The sequence below is a fragment of the Algibacter sp. genome, assembly GCF_029245835.1.
Lineage (GTDB): Bacteria > Bacteroidota > Bacteroidia > Flavobacteriales > Flavobacteriaceae > Algibacter_B.
In genome coordinates, this window is record NZ_JAQWOO010000065.1 from 22,911 (window position 1) to 43,097 (window position 20,187).

At 33.1% G+C, this 20,187-nt stretch carries 22 protein-coding genes; 15 read left to right on the top strand and 7 right to left on the bottom strand.

The window, feature by feature from the left end; all coding sequences use genetic code 11:
* Nucleotides 1-73: 73 nt before the first annotated feature.
* The 12 genes from recR to P8K68_RS10520 all read left to right on the top strand — a co-directional run bounded on the left by recR (nt 74) and on the right by P8K68_RS10520 (nt 9,102).
* On the top strand, nt 74-691 hold the full coding sequence (gene recR / locus P8K68_RS10465; RefSeq protein ID WP_300250533.1) for a recombination mediator RecR: 618 nt from the start codon (nt 74-76) through the stop codon (nt 689-691).
* Nucleotides 692-705: 14 nt separating this feature from the next.
* Entirely contained in the window at nt 706-1,803 is a 1,098-nt protein-coding gene (locus P8K68_RS10470; protein WP_300250536.1) for a glycosyltransferase family 2 protein, read from the top strand.
* 90 nt (nt 1,804-1,893) lie between these two features.
* Nucleotides 1,894-3,219, top strand: a complete 1,326-nt coding sequence (locus tag P8K68_RS10475) for a dihydrolipoamide acetyltransferase family protein (protein WP_300250538.1) — start codon at nt 1,894-1,896, stop codon at nt 3,217-3,219.
* 93 nt (nt 3,220-3,312) lie between these two features.
* Complete coding sequence (locus tag P8K68_RS10480) at nt 3,313-4,089, top strand: 3'-5' exonuclease (RefSeq protein WP_300250541.1); 777 nt, start codon at nt 3,313-3,315, stop codon at nt 4,087-4,089.
* 148 nt (nt 4,090-4,237) lie between these two features.
* Nucleotides 4,238-4,849 (top strand): fumarylacetoacetate hydrolase family protein, encoded by a 612-nt coding sequence (locus P8K68_RS10485; RefSeq protein WP_300250543.1) that lies wholly within the window; start codon nt 4,238-4,240, stop codon nt 4,847-4,849.
* On the top strand, nt 4,850-5,191 hold the full coding sequence (locus P8K68_RS10490; protein WP_300250546.1) for an Hpt domain-containing protein: 342 nt from the start codon (nt 4,850-4,852) through the stop codon (nt 5,189-5,191).
* Nucleotides 5,191-6,441, top strand: coding sequence for a competence/damage-inducible protein A (locus P8K68_RS10495; RefSeq protein WP_300250549.1), 1,251 nt, complete (start codon nt 5,191-5,193; stop codon nt 6,439-6,441). Before P8K68_RS10490 ends, P8K68_RS10495 begins: the two co-directional genes overlap by 1 nt.
* A gap of 82 nt (nt 6,442-6,523) precedes the next feature.
* A complete protein-coding gene (gene rpmB / locus P8K68_RS10500) occupies nt 6,524-6,760 on the top strand; it encodes a 50S ribosomal protein L28 (protein WP_300250551.1) in 237 nt (78 codons plus the stop codon).
* A gap of 25 nt (nt 6,761-6,785) precedes the next feature.
* On the top strand, nt 6,786-6,968 hold the full coding sequence (rpmG, locus tag P8K68_RS10505; protein ID WP_300250554.1) for a 50S ribosomal protein L33: 183 nt from the start codon (nt 6,786-6,788) through the stop codon (nt 6,966-6,968).
* 46 nt (nt 6,969-7,014) lie between these two features.
* Nucleotides 7,015-7,167, top strand: coding sequence for a DUF4295 domain-containing protein (locus P8K68_RS10510; RefSeq protein ID WP_144116496.1), 153 nt, complete (start codon nt 7,015-7,017; stop codon nt 7,165-7,167).
* A 476-nt stretch (nt 7,168-7,643) separates the two neighbouring features.
* Complete coding sequence (gene ftsY / locus P8K68_RS10515; RefSeq protein WP_300250588.1) at nt 7,644-8,618, top strand: signal recognition particle-docking protein FtsY; 975 nt, start codon at nt 7,644-7,646, stop codon at nt 8,616-8,618.
* Between the two features lie 55 nt (nt 8,619-8,673).
* Nucleotides 8,674-9,102 carry an SRPBCC domain-containing protein gene (locus tag P8K68_RS10520; RefSeq protein WP_300250559.1) on the top strand — a complete coding sequence of 143 codons (429 nt, stop codon included), beginning with the start codon at nt 8,674-8,676 and terminating at the stop codon, nt 9,100-9,102.
* Here P8K68_RS10520 and P8K68_RS10525 read toward each other — a convergent pair.
* A complete protein-coding gene (locus P8K68_RS10525) occupies nt 9,099-9,821 on the bottom strand; it encodes a serine hydrolase (protein ID WP_300250592.1) in 723 nt (240 codons plus the stop codon). The genes P8K68_RS10520 and P8K68_RS10525 overlap by 4 nt on opposite strands.
* Nucleotides 9,817-10,185: a hypothetical protein gene (locus tag P8K68_RS10530; protein WP_300250562.1), complete on the bottom strand. Its 369-nt coding sequence runs from the start codon at nt 10,183-10,185 to the stop codon at nt 9,817-9,819. The genes P8K68_RS10525 and P8K68_RS10530 overlap by 5 nt, the downstream gene beginning before the upstream one ends.
* Nucleotides 10,186-10,269: 84 nt before the next feature.
* Between P8K68_RS10530 and rimO the strand changes: the two genes are divergently transcribed.
* From rimO to P8K68_RS10545, 3 genes are all read left to right on the top strand, one after another.
* Nucleotides 10,270-11,580: a 30S ribosomal protein S12 methylthiotransferase RimO gene (gene rimO / locus P8K68_RS10535; protein ID WP_300250564.1), complete on the top strand. Its 1,311-nt coding sequence runs from the start codon at nt 10,270-10,272 to the stop codon at nt 11,578-11,580.
* An 81-nt stretch (nt 11,581-11,661) separates the two neighbouring features.
* Nucleotides 11,662-12,354 (top strand): peptidoglycan DD-metalloendopeptidase family protein, encoded by a 693-nt coding sequence (locus P8K68_RS10540; RefSeq protein WP_300250566.1) that lies wholly within the window; start codon nt 11,662-11,664, stop codon nt 12,352-12,354.
* A gap of 124 nt (nt 12,355-12,478) precedes the next feature.
* Nucleotides 12,479-13,330, top strand: coding sequence for a prenyltransferase (locus P8K68_RS10545; RefSeq protein WP_300250569.1), 852 nt, complete (start codon nt 12,479-12,481; stop codon nt 13,328-13,330).
* 6 nt (nt 13,331-13,336) lie between these two features.
* Here the strand turns inward: P8K68_RS10545 and crtI are convergent, their stop codons facing one another.
* From crtI to P8K68_RS10570, 5 genes are all read right to left on the bottom strand, one after another.
* Entirely contained in the window at nt 13,337-14,842 is a 1,506-nt protein-coding gene (crtI, locus tag P8K68_RS10550; protein WP_300250572.1) for a phytoene desaturase family protein, read from the bottom strand.
* A gap of 770 nt (nt 14,843-15,612) precedes the next feature.
* A complete protein-coding gene (locus tag P8K68_RS10555; RefSeq protein WP_300250574.1) occupies nt 15,613-15,738 on the bottom strand; it encodes a hypothetical protein in 126 nt (41 codons plus the stop codon).
* A 672-nt stretch (nt 15,739-16,410) separates the two neighbouring features.
* On the bottom strand, nt 16,411-16,935 hold the full coding sequence (locus tag P8K68_RS10560; RefSeq protein ID WP_300250576.1) for a DUF4861 family protein: 525 nt from the start codon (nt 16,933-16,935) through the stop codon (nt 16,411-16,413).
* Between the two features lie 260 nt (nt 16,936-17,195).
* On the bottom strand, nt 17,196-18,422 hold the full coding sequence (locus P8K68_RS10565) for an adenylate/guanylate cyclase domain-containing protein (RefSeq protein ID WP_300250579.1): 1,227 nt from the start codon (nt 18,420-18,422) through the stop codon (nt 17,196-17,198).
* Between the two features lie 443 nt (nt 18,423-18,865).
* Nucleotides 18,866-19,819, bottom strand: coding sequence for a Fic family protein (locus P8K68_RS10570; protein ID WP_300250582.1), 954 nt, complete (start codon nt 19,817-19,819; stop codon nt 18,866-18,868).
* Nucleotides 19,820-20,187 lie beyond the last annotated feature (368 nt).

Below are 20,187 nucleotides of genomic sequence, written 5' to 3' on the forward strand. Positions count from 1 at the left end.
AATTGGATATTTGTATTCTAAAAGGATAGCTTTAAATTAGTGAAATTCATACCTAAATAGTAATTTCGCGGTTATGGAATTTTCTTCAAAATTATTGGAGCGTGCAGTAAACGAAATGTCTCAATTACCAGGTATCGGTAAGCGAACAGCATTACGTTTAGTATTACACATGTTAAGACAGCCAAAGGAACAAACTTTAGCCTTGTCTGAAGCATTGCGTTCCATGAGGAAGGATGTTAAGTTTTGCAAGTCCTGTTATAATATTAGTGATGTTGAGCTTTGTGAAATATGTTCAAACCCTAAGCGTAATGGCGCTATAATCTGCGTAGTTGAAGATGTTAGAGATGTTATGGCTATCGAGAATACCAGCTCTTTTAGAGGTTTGTATCATGTTTTAGGAGGTAAAATTTCGCCAATGGATGGTGTTGGTCCGCATGATTTAAATATAGAATCTTTAGTGCATAAAGTTAAATCGGGTAATATTTCAGAGCTTATTTTTGCCTTAAGTTCAACCATGGAAGGCGACACAACAAATTTTTATATTTTTAAACAAATTAAAGATTATAATGTAACAACCTCCACTATAGCTAGGGGGATTTCTGTTGGCGATGAATTAGAATATGCAGATGAAATTACATTAGGAAGAAGTATTGTTAATAGAATTCCGTTTGAATCTTCTATAAAACTTTAAAAAAAAAACAGAATTTGAAACTATCAGTAATTATATTAAATTATAATGTTCAAAACTTTTTGGAGTTATGTCTTAGAAGTGTTACCGCTGCAATTTCTAATATGGATGCAGAAATTATTGTTGTAGATAATAATTCTGAAGATGGGAGTTGTGACATGGTGAAAAGGGTGTTCCCGAATGTTAAACTTATTCAAAACAAAGAAAACTATGGGTTTTCAAAAGGAAACAATATAGGTGTACTCCAAGCTAAAGGCGAGTATTTGTGTATCTTAAATCCAGATACAGTGGTTTCAGAAGATACGTTTTTGAAGCTACTAGAATTTTCTGAAAATAAAGAAAAACTTGGTATTGTTGGCTGTAAGTTAATTAATGGAAGAGGTGAGTTTTTGCCAGAGAGTAAACGTAAAATCCCCTATGTTAATGCGGCTTTTAAAAAGTTAATGGGAAATACAGATGATTATTATGCTAATAATATAAAAGAGCAAGAGGTTAGTCAAGTAGAGGTTTTGGTAGGTGCTTTTATGTTTGTTAAAAAAGCAGTTTATAATAAAATTGGAGGCTTTGATGAAGATTACTTTATGTATGGAGAAGATATAGATATCTCTTACAAAGCTCTAAAACAAGGGTATCATAATTATTATTATGGAGCTACAACAGTATTGCATTTTAAAGGCGAAAGTACTCTGAGAAATAAGAATTATGCACGTCGTTTTTATGGCGCTATGCAAATTTTTTACAAAAAGCATTTTAAGAAAAATATACTTTTTGATGTCTTTGTTTGGGTGGGTATCAGATTAGTTTATATTTTTAGAAAACAATATATCAGTAAAATAAAAACAGTGTATAAATACATATTTATTTCTGATAGTATAAATAAAGATTTAGAGCAAATTTTAGATAAAGAGGTTATTTTAAAATCAGAACTAAAAAATATCGAAAAAGAATCAGAAATTATTTTTGATGCAAATGTGCTTAGTTTTAAAAACATTATTGGTTGTATGGAAGCTAATCTTTTAGATGCATCGGTGACCTTTAAAATACTCCCTAAAAACTCTAAATTTATAATTGGAAGTGATAGTACTGTAAACAGAGGTGAGGTTATTAGTTTTTAATTGGTGTTTTTTGAATATAATAAAAAATAATACCACATTTTTTGCTAATTTCGTAAAATATAATTAAAAGTAAAGTGTTACATTATTGATATGGCAAAGTTTGAGCTGAAGTTACCAAAAATGGGAGAGAGTGTTGCAGAAGCAACCATAACATCTTGGTTAAAAGATGTTGGTGATACTATCGAAATGGATGATCCGGTATTGGAAATAGCTACAGATAAGGTTGATAGTGAGGTGCCTTGTGAAGTTGAAGGGGTGTTGGTAGAGCGTTTGTTTAATGTAGATGATGTCGTGCAAGTAGGACAGGTGTTAGCTATTATTGAAACGGAAGGAGAAGATGATTTTAATTCCGATTCAAAAGAAGAAACATCTGTTGAAGCAAATAAATATGAAGCTGTTAAGGAGGTAGAGCAAACAATAATTAAAGCTCAAGATGCGGTTGCTGCAGTGGTTTCAAGTGGCGATCGGTTTTATTCCCCTTTAGTGAAAAATATTGCAAAAGCTGAAGGTGTTTCTCAAGCTGAATTAGATGGTATTTCTGGTACAGGAAAAGATGGACGGGTTACTAAAAATGATATTTTAGATTATATCCAAAATAAAGGAATTAGTCAAAACCAACCTGAAGCTGTTAAAGTCGAAGCACCCGTTACGCAAGTGAAAACTGTTGAAATACCAAAAGCAGAAAAGCCAGCTGTAATTTCTAATGGAGAAGATGAAATTATAGAAATGACAAGAATGGGTAAGCTTGTTGCGCATCATATGGTTGAATCTGTTCAAACTTCGGCACATGTACAAAGTTTTATTGAAGCCGATGTTACTAATATCTGGAATTGGAGAAAGAAAGTTAAAGATGGTTTTATGAAACGTGAGGGTGAAAACTTGACATTCACACCCATTTTTATGGAGGCTATAGCCAAAGCGTTGCGAGATTTTCCAATGATGAATATCTCTTTGCAAGGGGATACTATTGTAAAGAAGAAAAACATCAATTTAGGTATGGCTGCAGCTTTACCGGATGGTAATTTAATTGTGCCAGTTATAAAAAATGCAGACCAACTCAACTTAGTTGGCATGACCAAGCAGGTAAACGATTTAGCCACTCGTGCTAGAACAGGTAAATTAAAACCAGATGATACTCAAGGTGGTACTTACACAGTAACTAACGTTGGAACTTTTGGAAGCATCATGGGAACTCCTATTATTAACCAACCACAAGTTGGTATTCTAGCGCTTGGAGCGATAAGGAAAGTGCCTGCGGTAATTGAAACACCAGAGGGTGATTTTGTTGGTATTCGTTACAAAATGTTTTTATCTCATTCTTACGACCATCGCGTGGTTAATGGCGCATTAGGTGGTATGTTTGTAAAAGCTGTTTCAGATTATCTGGAGGCTTGGGATATTAATAGAGAAATATAAAATCAAAATATAAAGAATAGTTAAACCCGACCTTAAAACTGTTGGGTTTTTTTATTTTTGTGAAATATCATAGTAATAAAACAATTAAAATTAATGCAATTAAACCTAACAAAACCCATCTGTTTTTTCGATTTAGAAACTACGGGAATCAATATTACTCACGACCGTATTGTAGAAATTTCTATTCTAAAAGTATTTCCTAATGGTACAGAGGAAAGTAAAACGTGGTTAGTAAATCCGGAAATGATTATCCCGAAGGAAGTTATAGAGATTCATGGAATTTCTAACGAGAGAGTAGCGAATGAGCCAACCTTTAAGGAATTGGCTAAAGACGTTTACAATATGATAAAGGATTCAGATTTGGGCGGGTTTAACTCAAACCGATTTGATATTCCGTTATTGGCTGAAGAAATGCTGCGTGCTGGGGTAGATTTTGATATGAAAAATACGTTAGCCGTTGATGTACAAACCATATTTCATAAAATGGAACAACGCACATTGAGCGCCGCTTACAAGTTTTATTGTGATGAGGGTTTAGATAATGCACATAGTGCCGAAGCCGATACTAAAGCCACTTATGAAGTTTTAAAAGCACAGTTAGATAAATACGAAGATTTGGAAAATGATACTAAGTTTTTAGCTGAATTTAGCTCGCGTAAAAAGTTTGCTGACTTTGCTGGTTTTATTTCTTTTAATAAAAAAGGCGAAGAGTGTTTCTCATTTGGAAAGCATAAAGGGAAGTTAGTTACCGAAGTTTTAGAAAAGGAACCTGGGTATTTTGGTTGGTTGTTAAATGCCGATTTTCCGTTGTACACTAAAAAGGTTTTAACGGCCATTAAGTTGAGAAGCTTTAATAATAAGTTAGGGTAAAAAGGAGTCGCAGTTGTCAGTCTTAGTTACAGGCTTTGGCGGATGGTTGCGTTAGGGATTGCAGAGGAAAGCCCACAGCGAGGTACGAGTGAGGACTTGTAACGAAAAGCCCGACCCTTGTGGTAACGCCGAAATAAAAATTAAAAAAATGAAACTAATCTGCATAGGTAGAAATTATACCGAACATATTATAGAATTGCAAAATGAAAAACCGACTGATCCTGTTGTTTTTCTAAAACCAGACACGGCCATTTTGCTTAAAAAACAGCCATTTTTTATTCCAGACTTCTCTGACGATGTGCATTATGAGGTTGAGGTTTTAGTTAAAATTAATAGGGTAGGGAAGCATATTGATAAAAAGTTTGCGCATAAATATTACAGTGAGATTGGTTTAGGAATAGACTTTACAGCTCGCGATTTACAAAGTGCGTTAAAGGCTAAAGGCTTACCATGGGAAAAGGCAAAATCGTTTGATGGTGCAGCGGTAATTGGTAAATGGATTGCTAAAAATGAGGTGGCTAATGTTAACGATTTTGAGTTTTCCTTAAAAAAGAACGATGATATTGTTCAAAATGGCAATACAAGCCATATGCTTTGGAAAATTGATGAAATAATAGAATATGTGTCAAAATATTTTACTTTAAAGATTGGAGATATTATATTTACAGGCACACCGGCAGGAGTTGGCAAAGTTATTGCTAATGACAAATTAAAAGGATTTATAGAAAACAAAGAAATGTTTTCGATAACAGTAAAATAAATGGAATTACATTACAAATTATTTAGAGTACGAGAATTAGCTGATAATGATGAAGAGTTTATCGCAGCTCTTGCTGAAGCCTTTTTAGAAGAAGTTCCTGAAGATGCAGAACGTTTAAAAAATGCCGTTGCTGCTAAAGATTATCAGGAAGCTTATCAAGCGGCTCATAAAATGAAACCTACAATTGATTTATTTGAATTAGGTGTTTTAGATAAATTGATTGAAGTACAAGATTGGGGTAAATTTACGCAAACAGATGTAGATATTACTCCGCAGTTAGAAACAGTTCTTTCTGCTGTAGAGCGAGCTAGTGCAGAAATTAAGTCTGATTTTAAACTATAATGCTAGCAGAAATTATCACCATAGGTGACGAACTTCTTATTGGGCAGGTGGTAGACACCAATTCCGCTTTTATTGCTAAACAACTTAATAAAATTGGTGTTTCTGTTTATCAAATCACTTCTATTCAAGATGATAAGGAACATATTTTACAAGCTTTAGAAGACGCTGAAAATCGTGTAGATATTGTTATTTGCACAGGAGGTTTAGGGCCAACAAAAGACGATATTACCAAAAAAACCATCGCCGAATATTTTAATGATACATTAGTTAAAAACGAATCTGTTCTTCAAAATATTGAAAACATCTGGAAACAACATGTAAGAACAGAGTTGCTTCAGGTTAATAGAGATCAGGCTTTAATTCCTTCAAAATCAAAACCACTAATGAATCGTTTGGGGACAGCCCCGGGTATGTGGTTAGATAAAGATGAAAAAGTTTTTATTTCATTACCAGGCGTGCCTTACGAGATGAAGGCTTTAATAGATGGTGAGGTTATTCCTGGAATAAAAAATAAATATAACTGCCCTTTTATTCTTCATAAAACCATGATTGTTTATGGTTTAGGGGAAAGTGCTTTAGCTGCAAGAATAGAAGTATGGGAAGATGCTTTACCAAAACATATTAAACTGGCTTATTTACCTAACTTAGGTAAGATGCGTTTGCGTTTATCAACAAAAGGTTATGATGAAGTACAACTAAAACAAGATGTACAAGACCAAATAAATAAAGTAATTCCTTTTATTGAAAAAGAATATGCTGGTTTAGAAGATGAAGATGGTTCAGTAGAAATGGTTATAGCCAAACAACTTACTAAACTAGGACATACTTTGGCAATCGCAGAAAGTTGCACAGGTGGTGCCGTTGCAGAGCGTTTTACAACACATTCTGGTGCGTCAGCGTTTTTTAAAGGCGGTTTAGTAACCTATTCTACAGAGTCCAAAATTAATGTTTTAAAGGTATCAAAAGCAGATATCGATACGTTTTCTGTTGTAAGTTCTCAGGTAGCTGAGGCTATGGCTAAAAATGCACAACAATTATTTCAGTCAGATTACGCTATTGCAACTACTGGAAATGCAGGACCAACAAAAGGAGATTCTAATGCCGAGGTTGGAACTGTTTTTATCGCTATTGCTAATAAAACAGAGGTTTATTCACAAGAATTTAACTTCGGAAATTCGCGTTTAAAAGTTATAAATAAAGCCGTAAATAAAGCGCTGGAAATGATGCTCAAAGAAATTTTTAAAAATTGATAAAATTTAGGTTGTCATAATATAAAGATTTTATATATTTGCACCTCGATTTTAAGCAACAAAGAATTTAAAGTTATATAGAATGTCAAGAGTTTGTGAACTTACAGGAAAGAAGGCCATGGTTGGAAACAATGTGTCTCATGCAATGAACAGAACTAAACGCAAATTTCATGCGAATTTAGTAAAGAAACGTTTTTACATTCCAGAAGAAGACAGCTGGATAACTTTAAAAGTTTCAACATCTGCATTAAAAACTATTAATAAAATAGGTATATCTGCAGCAATTAAGGATGCTAAATCTAAAGGATTTTTAAAATAATAGCTGTATTTAATAATAACAAGACATGGCAAAGAAAGGCAATAGAATACAAGTAATCTTAGAGTGCACAGAGCACAAAGGGACTGGAGAACCAGGAACTTCAAGGTACATCACAACCAAAAATAAAAAGAATACGCCAGATAGAATGGAGATTAAAAAATTTAATCCTATCCTTAAACGTATGACAGTTCATAAAGAAATTAAATAATTAGAGATTTTTAAAAAATCTCAAATAACCTTATAAAGTATAGGTCATGGCAAAGAAATCAGTAGCATCATTACAAACAGGATCTAAAAGATTAACAAAAGCAATAAAAATGGTTAAGTCTCCAAAGACAGGAGCTTACATGTTTGTTGAGTCTATAATGAATCCAGATCAAGTTAACGACTTTTTAGCTAAAAAGTAAAAAACATCGTTTCAAAATATTATAAGCTGCTTTCTACTGAAAGCGGCTTTTTTATTTTTATATTTGATCCAATCATTATGTTTCTGCCATAATAGCAGGAAATAAATGTGGTAAGATGATTGATAATGTTTATTTGGGCGTTACCACAAGGGTCGGGCTTTCCGTTGTATCTTTTTAAAACGGCATTGCGAGGACAAAGGACTTGGCAATCTGCCAAATTTTAGTTCTCAGTAATGATTGTTTTAATTTCTTTTAAAAAGGATGCCACTGCAATCCCTAACGCAACCACCTCGTCTTTATGTTTTTAATGAAAACATAAAGCCACTCCTCCTTTTAAAGGAGGAGAATTACTGAGCATAAAGTCCTACCCTTTAAAAGGGAAGGTGGATTTATCCCAAGTACAAGGGATAAAGACGGAAGGGGTTTAAAAAGAACTCCAAAGTCTAAATTGAATGAACAAACAACAAATAGTAAAAATGAGCTTTTTTAAAAAAATATTTTCTTCAGAAAAAAAAGAAACTCTAGACAAAGGATTAGAAAAATCCAAATCCAGCTTTTTAGGCAAATTAAGTAAAGCCGTAGCAGGGAAATCAAAAGTAGATGATGAGGTTTTAGATAATCTCGAAGAAGTTTTAGTCTCTAGTGATGTTGGTGTAAACACGACGCTTAAAGTTATTGAACGTATAGAAGAACGTGTCTCAAAAGATAAATACTTAGGAACCGACGAGCTAAATCAAATACTTCGCGAAGAAATTGCAGCACTTTTAAGTGAAACCAATTCTGGAGAAGAAACCGAATACTCCATTCCGGAGTTACCAAAACAAGAAAACGGAACAAAAACACCTTATGTGCTCATGGTTGTTGGTGTAAATGGCGTTGGAAAAACAACAACCATTGGTAAGTTAGCATACCAATTCAAGAAAAAAGGTTTAAAGGTTGTTCTAGGAGCGGCAGATACTTTTAGAGCTGCAGCTATAGACCAACTTCAAGTTTGGGCAGACCGTGTTGATGTGCCAATGGTGCGTCAAGACATGGGAAGCGACCCGGCATCCGTAGCTTTTGATGCTTTAGAATCTGGATTGAATCAAGAAGCAGATATTATTATTATAGATACCGCAGGCCGTTTACATAATAAAGTAAACCTCATGAACGAGCTCACAAAAGTAAAACGTGTCATGCAAAAAGTAGTCGCCGATGCTCCGCACGACGTGTTGTTGGTTTTAGATGGTTCTACGGGGCAAAATGCATTCGAGCAAGCCAAACAATTTACCGCAGCTACAGAAGTCACATCATTAGCAGTTACCAAATTAGATGGTACAGCAAAAGGGGGTGTTGTTATTGGAATTTCAGATCAATTTCAAATTCCTGTGAAGTATATAGGTGTTGGCGAGGGTATTGAAGATTTGCAGGTTTTCAATAAGTATGAGTTTGTGGATTCGTTTTTCAAATAAAATTACTGCGAAAGCAGGAATATCATAATCCAGAATTTTTCGTATTTTTAAGATTATGAGTTTTTCAATCTACCATAATCTTCAAATAAAAGCGACGCCAAAAGAAATTTTTGATGCGGTATCACAACCCGAACACCTCAATAATTGGTGGACCTTAAAATATTCAGGAACACCAAAACTAAATTCAGAATACAACTTGAATTTTACCCATAAATACGATTGGTATTGCAAAGTTTCAAAGGTAAAGCCAAATGTATCTTTTCATTTAAAAATGACCAAATCTGATAAAGATTGGGAACCTACAACCTTCGGTTTTGAAATGGAACCCAATCAAAAGGGCACTTATTTAAGATTTCGTCATGAAAATTGGCCAGAGCAAAACGATCATTTTAAACATTCATCGTTTTGTTGGGCATTGCTTTTAAATGGCTTAAAAAACTATCTTGAAAAAGGCATAATCATTCCATTTGAAGCAAGAGGTTAATTAATTAACTTGTTGATTTCTGCCCATAAGTCGTTATCAAAACTTGATGGACCTAATAAGGCTTCACCAGCATCGTCTCCCATTCTAATAATAACAAGGTTTCGACTAGGAATAACGTACATCTTCTGATCATTTTTTCCCAAACCAGCAATTAAATCATCTGGAGCATTGGGAATTAGTTTTCCTTGAAATTCTTGAGTTAAACCAGGGCCTCTAAAACTATCTTTACCGTTTAACCACCATAAATAACCATAAGCTTTATTATGGTTTTGAGAAGTATTTGTCATGGCATTAAAATAATCACTATCATCCAAAATAGTAGTGCCATTCCAAACGCCCTTGTTCAAATTAAGCAACCCGAATCTAGCCATACTTCTAGCATTACTGTAATATAATTTGAAATACCCAAAAGGAATCCAAGCACCTTGCATTCCAATTTTACTTTTTAGTTTAGCAATAAAATAACTATCAAAATCGGTTCCTACAGCACCCGAAACAATATTATGTAATGTGGTGTACGTAGCATTATGGTAATACCAAAAACTATTGGGTTCATCTTTATAAATTAGGCATTCTGGGTCTGTACAGTTGTTATTTGGAACTGTATAATCTAAACCCGTGGTCATGGTTAAATGGTTCCAAATAGTAATATTGTCTTCTTGTTCTGTTGTTAAACTCGTCCAGCCATTGCCTAAATAGGTGTTTGAAGGTTCATTAATATTTAAAAAAACCTTCTTCCTGTGCTATACCAGTTGTAAAAGCCATTAAGGTTTTAGCAGCAGAATTCCAAGGCAAGTTGGAATCTGCATCGCTATTAGTACCATACCATTCCACAATCATTTTACCGTTTTTCAAAATCAAAAAAGCTTTTGTGCCTTTACTTTCTACATAATTTAAAAGTGGTTGTATCTCAGAGGTATTCCATCCTAATTCAGAAACTGTAGTTGTTTCCCAAGTATCTGAATTTATTGGAGGGAAATAAAGTGTGTCCGTTTCAGGCTCTTCATTTTCATTGGTATCATCAGAAGAACAACCTAATGTAAAAAAAAGGACGAGCAATGAAAGGTATAATTGAGGTTTCATATCAGTAGGTTTTTCAATTTAAGACATTCAAATATATAAAAGGTTTAATTAAGTTGTATCTTTGCGCACTGATTTATAAAAGGTATGCGCACAAAAACTCTGAAGAAAAATAAGATTAATGTTGTTACTCTTGGTTGTAGTAAAAATGTTTATGATAGTGAAGTGCTGATGGGACAATTAAAGGCCAATGGTAAAGATGTGGTGCACGAGGAAGAGGGTAATATTGTTGTGATTAATACCTGCGGATTTATTAATAATGCCAAAGAAGAAAGTGTAAATACCATTCTTGAATACGTTCAGAAAAAAAATGATGGTGATGTTGATAAAGTGTTTGTAACAGGTTGTTTAAGTGAGCGTTATAAACCAGACTTGGCAAAAGAAATCCCGAGTGTAGATGAGTATTTTGGGACTACAGAATTACCTGGATTATTAAAAGCTCTTGGTGCAGATTACAAGCATGAATTAATCGGAGAGCGTTTAACAACCACACCAAAAAACTATGCGTATTTAAAAATTGCTGAAGGTTGTGATAGACCATGTTCGTTTTGTGCCATTCCAATTATGCGTGGTAAACACAGAAGCACACCTATTGAAGAGATTATTATTGAAGCTGAAAAGTTAGCCGCTAATGGTGTTAAAGAATTGATTCTTATTGCTCAAGATTTAACCTATTACGGGCTCGATTTATACAAAAAACGGAACTTAGCCGAATTACTTGAAGCCTTAGTAAAAGTAGAAGGTGTTGAGTGGATTCGTTTGCATTATGCGTTTCCAACAGGGTTTCCGTTGGATGTGTTGGATGTGATGAATCGTGAGCTTAAAGTTTGTAATTATTTAGATATTCCGTTACAGCATATTTCAGACTCGATTTTAAAAAGCATGCGCCGCGGAACAACAAAAGAAAAAACAACGAAGTTATTACAAGAGTTTCGAGCTAAAGTGCCTAATATGACTATTAGAACCACACTTATTGTTGGTTATCCCGGAGAAACCGAAGCTAATTTTCAAGAATTAAAACAATGGGTTACCGATATGCGTTTCGAGCGTTTGGGCTGTTTTACTTATAGTCATGAAGAGAATACTCATGCTTATAATCTAGAAGATGATGTGCCTGAAGAGGTTAAAATTGACAGAGCAAACCAAATTATGGAAATTCAATCACAGATTTCTTGGGAATTGAATCAACAAAAAATAGGGCAGGAGTTTAAAGTTGTTGTTGATAGAAAAGAAGGGAATTATTTTGTTGGACGAACGGAGTTTGATTCTCCAGATGTGGATAATGAGGTGTTAATTGATGCAACCAAAACGTATCTGAAAACTGGCGAATACACGACCATAAAAATTACAGAAGCTGAAGATTTTGATTTGTATGGGGAAGTAGTTGCTAAGTATTAGAACTGCTAAAACTTAAATCGACTTTATCACCTTGGGCGCAGTTGAAGGTTTTTTTAAAGATTAGTTTCTTATTTTTAGGTAATGAAATCCAAAAAATTTACCGATTTTTTAAAAAATATAAGTTCAGACCCACTTCGTGTTATGGATGGTTCCATTTCAAATGCTAAATACATTCCAATAGATTTATCTGAATCCAGCCAAACACTAAATACGGTTGATCTGTCTTCCTCTACAAAACTAGGCGTGTTTGTAAATAACCATATAAAAAAGCATGATGCTTTAGTGGCTTATGGTGGTTATTTAGAAGTTAGAAACATCTATAAACGCAGTAATTATTTTAATAGTCAAGCTGAAGACGAACGCAACATTCATTTAGGAATCGATTTATGGTGTGAAGCAGAAACACCAATTTATACGCCGTTAGATGGCACAGTTCATAGTTATAAAAATAATACGAATTATGGCGATTACGGACCGACGATTATTTTAAAGCATCATATTTCTGGGGTTGAATTTTATACGCTTTACGGACATTTAAGTTTAGCATCCATTGAAAAAATAAATGAAGGTCAGGTATTTAAGCAAGGTGCCAAAATCGCAACTTTAGGTGATGCTTCTGTAAATGGCGATTACCCGCCACATTTACATGTTCAAATCATTAAGGATATACAAGGTTTTAAAGGTGATTATCCTGGTGTTTGTAGTAAACGGCATTTGGAGTTTTATAAAACGAATTGCCCTAATCCTAATTTGCTGTTGAAGTATGGGAAATAAGAAGTTTGTTCTCTAGTGGAGATATAAAAATCGCTTTAAATTGTTTAATTAAAATTAAAATAAATTAAACAAAAATCTAAATGTATTAGATTAAGTCATTTCAGGAGTGTATTTTTGTATCATAATGAAATTATCAATCAAAGAGATACTAAAATTATCCAGACCAAGATTCTGGATGTATGTGCTCGGTACCTTTCTTGTAGGTGTTATGGCTTCTGGCAATTTGTTTTTGTATGATACCTTTACAATCGTTCTTTTAGTTGTTTTCGGATTCTTTTTTCTACTTCCTGCAAATATTTTAATCTATGGTGTGAATGATATTTATGACTATCAAACCGATATTTATAATGCCAAAAAAGTAGCATACGAAAAAGTTTTACATCCAGATAAGCACAAAACATTATGGATGGTTATGGTTATTCTTATTTTACCCTTTTTGCCTTTGTTTTTTTTAATTAATACGGAAACTAAGTTGGCTTTGTTGGTCTTTTTATTTACCGGCGTCTTTTATTCGGCTATGCCAATTCGAGCGAAGAGCAAGCCCCCTTTAGATGTATTTTTTTCCGCTATTATATATGTTTCGCCTTCACTAGTTGGTTTTTTTTTAACAGGAAATACAAATATTGAATGGATAGCAGTTTTTGGGGGGCTTATTTGGGCTTTCGGAATGCAAACCTATTCTGCTGTGCCAGATATTGCAGCCGATAAAAAAGCTGGAGTGAATACTTTAGCGACTTTACTTGGAGAAAAAAAGGCACTATGGTTTTGCTTATTATGCTATTTAATATCTGCCTCAATTGGTTCCTACTATTTGGGCTATATAGTTATTCTCTTTGGCGCAGTGTATGGTATTATTGTACTACTTAGTATAAATAATATTACCAAACTTTTTAGCTACTATACTTACTTTCCTATCATTAATGTGGTAACAGGGGCTATGCTATTTTTTTACATGTTCTTCAAAGAAGTGATGTAGGTTTAACTACAAAGATTCTAAGGGCTTAGATGTTTTTATTTTCTCAATACGCTTGTATACGAGTTCTGCAGAAATCAAACAAATGGGCATTCCAATACCTGGACTAGTACCAGCCCCAACATAATATAGGTTTTTTACCTTTTTGCTATAATTTAAAGGACGCTTTAATGTTTGCTTTAAAGTATGTGCCAGCCCCAATGCAGTTCCTTTATACGCGTTATAATCTCTTCTAAAATCATCACTCCAATAAGAGCGCTCATAAGTAATATAATCTTCAATATTGGGTAAATTCAAATCGGTTTTCATCAGATTTAAGATCTTTTGGCGATAATTTTTCATTTCTGCCTCATAAAGATTTAAACCTGGAGGAATTGGTACCAAGACAAATAGATTGTCAGTGCCTTTTGGAGATAAGCCTGGATCTGTTTCTGTAGGTTTACAAATGTAGTAGCTCGGGTCTTCTGGAAGTTGAGGTGTATCGAATAATTCTTTAAAATTCTGTTTCCAATCTTCACCAAAACGCAAATTATGATGACTTAAAATATCTAATTCTCTGTTTAAACCTAGATACATAATAAAGGCACTTGGACTCAAAACAGATTTTTCCCAATAGCGTTCAGGATAGGTTTGATGGGGAGGCTTCAGTAATTTTGTTTCTGTAAACCATAAGTCGGCATTTGATATAATAATATCAGCTTTTAATTCTTCATTATTATTTAGCTTTACCCCAATGGCTTTTTTATTCTCAATAATAATTTCGGATACAGGTGAATCAGTAATAAATTTAGTGCCATTTTTTTTATTAATTTTAACTAACGCCTTTACAATTTCATAAATACCACCTTTAGGATAATATACACCCATATTAAAATCAATGGCATTCATAATGTTGTACATAGCGGGTGTTTTCGAAGGGTCAGATCCCAAAAAAACTAACGTGTATTCTAGTATTTTCTTAAGTCGGTCACTTTTAAACCATTTATTCAGATAAGACTGCATCGTTTGAAAAGGGTTAAGTTCAATACCCTTTTTAATAACCTTCCATTTCAGAAAATCTATTGAAAAACCCAGATTACGATACATGAAGGTGTCTTTAGCCATTTCATATTGCTCACCAGAACGTTTTAAGTATGCTCTGATTCTAGGCGTTACGCCTGGTTCAAGTTTTTCAAATAGAGGTAAATCTTTCTCCAAATCGGAGTGAATATCAACAATAGGTAATTCCTTGTCATTTGAAAAAAACACCCTATAAGAAGGTGAGAGTTTAACCAAATCCAAATAGTCTGAAATATCTTCACCTAATAATTTAAAGTAGTGTTGAAAAACATCTGGCATGAGATACCATGAAGGACCCATATCAAAAGTATAGCCTTCAGCTTTAAAAATATTGGCACGACCTCCAATATTAGTATTTTTTTCGATGACAGTTACATCGTAACCTGATTTAGATAATAACGCAGCGGATCCTAGGCCTCCTATGCCAGAACCAATAATTATAACTTTCTTTTTCACGTTTACAAAAATAATGAATAGTTGCTTGTTCGAAACTATTTTAGATGTAATAAAAAAGTATACTTTTAATAGACTAAGTATTAAAAATTGCGATAGCTTCCAATCACATTTTTATACATTTTAAATAAATTAGTATTGTTGATTTAATTCGGAATCAAATTAAGAGTAAAGCGTTTAAAATTTATCGGAGGATTTAAGGTAATTAAATGTAGGAATCAGAAATCTCATAACCTATTATGCATAACTGAGACTTAGGTGTATTTTCATGCATTTTCAGACTGTGCTTATTTTCTGTTATGTCTTCATCCCAGTAATTATTAATACGTTTGCTTTTATTTTTGATAAGTCTTTAATGGGTATATTTGGCTGAAAATCCCCGTTTTCAATCCAATAATACAACCATCGCTCCACCCAGCAAAGTACTGTGGTAAAAAACAAGTAAAACGCATTAATTTTTTACTAGAGTACTTTGTTGGCTTTTAATGCTTTTATTTTATCGGTTTTTGTTTAGTTCCTCTAAAGTTAATGATTTCAATTAATTTCTTTTTGGGTTGAATTCTGTAGATTATAAAATTGTTTTTATCAACCAATCCTTTGTGGGTATTTTTAAACTTTACAGTTTGGGGACAAATTTTGGGATATTTGCTTATTCGGTTTAAAAGGTTATTTATATTCTGTTCAAAATTCAGAATTTCCAGTATTGTCCATTCTTTTTGTAAATAATCCAAAACTTATCTAATCCATTTTCTGCTTGTGGTGTCCAAACGATTTTAATGCCATTTATCAAAACGTTTCATTACTGTTTCGTTAGTTTTATACTCCCCTTTATCAGCTTGAGCTATACCAATCTTGATTTCTTCTTGTTCCTTTTTAGACATTTCACTCCACCAATCCACTTGTTCTTCCTTAAAAATAGATTTGAGTTTTCTTAAATGCTTTCTTTCTGTATTTGAAGTAAAAGATGCATTAATTCTAATTTTGTGTTTTCTATATTCGTAATCCTAACTTTTATTACAATAAAGATAATTTTTTATCTACAAACTTTATTCCGAATTAATTTGATAGTAATATTTTTGAGTTTGGACTTAAAGTTTAATGATTTTCAATGTCCTCCAGCATGTCTAGTCCTGAACAAAATACAAAATCCATATGTATTTTCATTTTATTAGCATCAGGTCATACTTTGTATTATCCTTTAAAATATCTAGTTTTTAAATCATTATGGGTTTCTTATACAATTCTTTTGTATGCTGACCAAGTCATTAAATATTCAAATAATTCCGTTTTTGTCCAATCCTGTATCATTTTAAATTCAGGTAATGTTAACTTTATAAAAGGGAAATCAATATTTTTTTCCGTCTTTATTTACTTTTCAAAATTTTCCAGATACTCAACGAGTTTTTCAAAAGTATTAAGCTCCTGTTCTTTTTCGGAGGAAGAACTAATCCATGTTTCTATGTATTTGGTAGGTTTCGATATTAACTGATATTCCTTTTCTTCTTTGTTTACCGATACATAATCGTCTGGATTATATATGATAGCTGCTCCGATAGCTGATTGATATGCAGCTACATCTTCGGGATGTATTCCCCATGTACAAATATAATTTTCCCTTCTTTGGTTTGAGTTCCTGGATGATAATTTAGTCCGGTTAAGAACTGAACCGGTTTTTCGCTTAATGCAAAAGTTTCCACTTTGGCCGAACGGATACCTGAAAATACAGTAACCCTCATCAAAATATCAACACTATCTCCTTTATAAGGCACTCCTTCTGATAGCATTTCCATATAGGAAATATTCGCTTCTTTACGAACACGTGCCGTTCTTAAACGCACCGGATCAAGAAATACCACTTTTTCTCCATCCCATAAGCGTACACCACCACATCCTACAGTATTTCCTGCTTTGTACAGATCGGCACCCCATCCTTCTTGCTGTTGCTTTTGTGTAGGATACCAGGCAGCTTCTTCTAATTCTAATGCCGTACGGGTTTTATTGTAAACATCGATAGCACATTTACTACTGAAATATATACGAAGTCCCAAAAATTCATTCTCAATAGCAGGTCCATGATGACTTAATTTATTATACAAATCTCCTATTTCTGATGCTATACTGGTTTCTTGTTGAACTTTATCTTTCCATTTAAGACTAATATCTGTATTGTTTTACGAAAATAATATGCTATTATAAATAAATACTGTACAAAGAATAAGTAAATGTTTCATTTTTATTAAAATTAATCTGTGCAACTAAAATATAGACTTTGAAATAAAATACTACTAAAAGCCAGGTGTTTTTTTAATTAATTCTGACTAACGTTGTTGTACATACTTCTTAAGTTAGCTAAAGTTTAATTCACAAAATACATTTCCAATTCCCCTTTTCCCTTTGCATGGATTTTTCCACGAGAAAAGCATGTAAATTCATTTTTAATCAGTTTATAGGTAGATGAAGATATATTGATTTCACCTACTTCACCAGCGGATTCTATCCTGCTTGCAGTATTTATGGTGTCTCCAAAAAGGTCGTATGCAAACTTCTTTTTGCCTACAACACCTGCTACAACAGATCCTGAATGTATCCCAATCCTCATTTTCCATTTTATTTCATGGTTTTTATTTCTCTCCTCAAGGAAGGATTGCATCATTTTTGCTGCTCTAATGCAGTTAGCAGCATGATTTGTCATTTCTTTTTCAAGGCCACAAGCTGCCATATATGCATCACCAATCGTTTCAATCTTTTCAACTTCCGTTTCTTCCATTATTTGATCGAATCGACCAAAAATGTCATTGAGTTCATTCACCAAAGTGATTGCTGGTATAGATGCTACAAGCTCTGTAAATCCTTTAAAGTCAGTAAATAAGATAGTGACATTCTTATGTCTCTTAGGAATTGTCTTACCGCTTTCTTTTAAGTCCCTAACTATGTTTGCTGGCAGAATATTGTGCAGAAGATCATCTGATTTTTTCTGTTCAGCCATTAAAGATTCCTCTGATTTATCAATTAAAATAGACATACTCGCTATGAGTATAAGGCAAATAAACCCAGTAATGCTGATATTAATTATTTGTGATATGTAGGGATCTAATCCGTCAAAATGAGCTGTTATATTTGATTGAAATATTACAGTAACAATCAAAGTCAGGCAAGCTAGAATACTAAAGACATGGGCTATATGCCTTGCCTTTCTGGGGAAAGTCATGTATGGTAGGATAATAATTAGGAAACAAACAACTGCAACTCCTGAGGAGTATCCCAACAAATAAAGAAACAAGAGGACAGATATATAAGATGCTAGAATAAGCCATACGGAAGCCAAGACTCGCCACCCTTTCCTGTTGAATATTAACGCTATTAGGAACATCAATCCCAAGAAAGTATTGCTCCCGTATATCACTAATGCGTCTGTGAGAAATAATGCAATTAACATCCAAGTTACATTATATAATACTCCTAAAACGGATGCAATATTCGTTACACGCAAATATCTGATTTCAGTGATTGAAGAGTTATAGTCAGCGCCAATGTTAACCATTCTTAGAAAGTATCTAGACTTGTTTTTATCATAATTTAACATAAGTGCTTCTTAATTTCTATGGATTACTAACTTCTTTGTTATTGTAGCTAAAGTCCTTGTGTATTGAAAGTTGCGGTTTTGTGTGCGAGGAATTTCCAACGAAAATTCTGAAGTACGCAAAAATGCAATTCCAATTGATTAAGCACTAATTTAGCAATTTTTATACACGGTGTGCCTGTTGCACAAGTTTGTTTATAAAGATAGCAATCAAAATTAAAATGGTTGTATTAATTTCATAACTTTAGTTATGAAAGGCAAGAAAGATTACCAAGAGAAGCCTACAATTTGATAGTAGCGATATTCAATTTTTTGGTGTTAGATTACATTAATAATACGCAAACTTCAATTTGGTGAACCGCCGTATACGAGACCCTTACGTACGGTGGTGTGAGAGGCGCACTCTCCTCAATTATGGGGAGAGCCGTCTACTCGATTGTGCCCAGTTATTTTAATCGGTAAATTGTTTTATTTTTTTCTCCTATTTTTTCAAATAGGTCTAATTCAGCTCCTTTTTTTAAATCTCTACTTGCTGTCGCTGAAGAAATGCCTTTAAAAATTTCCATATAATCTTTTCTTGTAAATTCAGTTTTATTCAATGAAGCATAATATTCTAATCTGTCTTTTTCATTTAGTGTTCGATTATTAAAATCTAATAATTCACTAATTGAAATGTCAATTATATTTAGCATATATTCAATAAACTTAGTCGATTTCCCTGATTTATCAGATTCGGCCAAAGCTTTATAATATTTCTCTTGGTCTGTACTAATTAAAGTTTCAAAAGGCAAAAACTCAAATATTGGATATTTTTCCATTAAAATTAAAGTTTGCCATAACCTTCCCATTCTACCATTTCCATCTAAAAATGGATGTATGAATTCCATTTCGTAATGGAAAACACAACTTTTAATTAATTCAATTTCATCAGACTTTTTTAAATATTCAAAAAGTTCTTTGATTAAGTATGGAACATTTCCAAAAGGTGGTGCTAAATGCTCAACTTTTGAACCTTTTACAATTCCGACACTTTGATTTCGGTATTTTCCAGCATTTTCAATTAGATTTTCCATTAAATTTTTATGAGCCTTTAGGAACGATTTTTCGTTCAAAGGATTGTATGTTTCTAAATTTTCATAAATTTTAATTGCATTTAAAACTTCAAGGACATCTTTTTTTGGACCAATGACTCTCTTGTTTTCAAGTAGAGCAGTAATTTGTTCTTCTGTAAGTGTGTTTCCTTCAATTTTTAAAGAAGAGTGAATAGTTTTAATTCTATTTTGTTTTCTCAATTTAGGCGAAGGTCTATTCAATAAATTTGCATTTACTTCACCTATTTTTTCTGAAATTGAAGTAATTAGTTTTAAAATGGATGATGTTATTTCGTAAGGTGGTTTCATTTTGTGATACTATCATTTGATACTATCAAAGATACATTCATTTAATTTGAATTATATTATGAAACGGAATTTTTTAATAATTGGGCACAACGTGAGTCTGCGCAAGAACTCCAATAACTACTCAAAAGTATGATTTTCTTTTCAAACAGTTATGGTTATAGAGAGTTATGGTTAAAGGAATATAGATTTTAAAGTTTTGTGCCTTAAAATTGAAGGGCTCAAAATGGTCCTAATAACCTGAGTTCGATTATTAAAACAGGCAAACTTGATTGGAATTTATAGTTTGAAATTTAATAGACGGTTTTTTAGGCAAGAAGCTATATGCGATAAGCCCTGAAATCAGGTTGCTAAGAAAGTTCCCAAAGCTT

Excerpts from the sequence above, each read along its gene's own strand:
- P8K68_RS10520 (WP_300250559.1), top strand. The coding sequence starts at position 8,674 with ATGAGTTTTTCAATCTACCATAATCTTCAAATAAAAGCGACGCCAAAA.
- P8K68_RS10565 (WP_300250579.1), bottom strand. The coding sequence starts at position 18,422 with ATGTTAAATTATGATAAAAACAAGTCTAGATACTTTCTAAGAATGGTT.
- recR (WP_300250533.1), top strand. The coding sequence starts at position 74 with ATGGAATTTTCTTCAAAATTATTGGAGCGTGCAGTAAACGAAATGTCT.
- P8K68_RS10540 (WP_300250566.1), top strand. The coding sequence starts at position 11,662 with ATGAAATCCAAAAAATTTACCGATTTTTTAAAAAATATAAGTTCAGAC.
- P8K68_RS10485 (WP_300250543.1), top strand. The coding sequence starts at position 4,238 with ATGAAACTAATCTGCATAGGTAGAAATTATACCGAACATATTATAGAA.
- P8K68_RS10495 (WP_300250549.1), top strand. The coding sequence starts at position 5,191 with ATGCTAGCAGAAATTATCACCATAGGTGACGAACTTCTTATTGGGCAG.
- P8K68_RS10545 (WP_300250569.1), top strand. The coding sequence starts at position 12,479 with ATGAAATTATCAATCAAAGAGATACTAAAATTATCCAGACCAAGATTC.
- rimO (WP_300250564.1), top strand. The coding sequence starts at position 10,270 with ATGCGCACAAAAACTCTGAAGAAAAATAAGATTAATGTTGTTACTCTT.
- P8K68_RS10490 (WP_300250546.1), top strand. The coding sequence starts at position 4,850 with ATGGAATTACATTACAAATTATTTAGAGTACGAGAATTAGCTGATAAT.
- rpmB (WP_300250551.1), top strand. The coding sequence starts at position 6,524 with ATGTCAAGAGTTTGTGAACTTACAGGAAAGAAGGCCATGGTTGGAAAC.
- P8K68_RS10530 (WP_300250562.1), bottom strand. The coding sequence starts at position 10,185 with ATGAAACCTCAATTATACCTTTCATTGCTCGTCCTTTTTTTTACATTA.
- P8K68_RS10475 (WP_300250538.1), top strand. The coding sequence starts at position 1,894 with ATGGCAAAGTTTGAGCTGAAGTTACCAAAAATGGGAGAGAGTGTTGCA.
- P8K68_RS10510 (WP_144116496.1), top strand. The coding sequence starts at position 7,015 with ATGGCAAAGAAATCAGTAGCATCATTACAAACAGGATCTAAAAGATTA.
- P8K68_RS10480 (WP_300250541.1), top strand. The coding sequence starts at position 3,313 with ATGCAATTAAACCTAACAAAACCCATCTGTTTTTTCGATTTAGAAACT.
- ftsY (WP_300250588.1), top strand. The coding sequence starts at position 7,644 with ATGAGCTTTTTTAAAAAAATATTTTCTTCAGAAAAAAAAGAAACTCTA.
- P8K68_RS10570 (WP_300250582.1), bottom strand. The coding sequence starts at position 19,819 with ATGAAACCACCTTACGAAATAACATCATCCATTTTAAAACTAATTACT.
- rpmG (WP_300250554.1), top strand. The coding sequence starts at position 6,786 with ATGGCAAAGAAAGGCAATAGAATACAAGTAATCTTAGAGTGCACAGAG.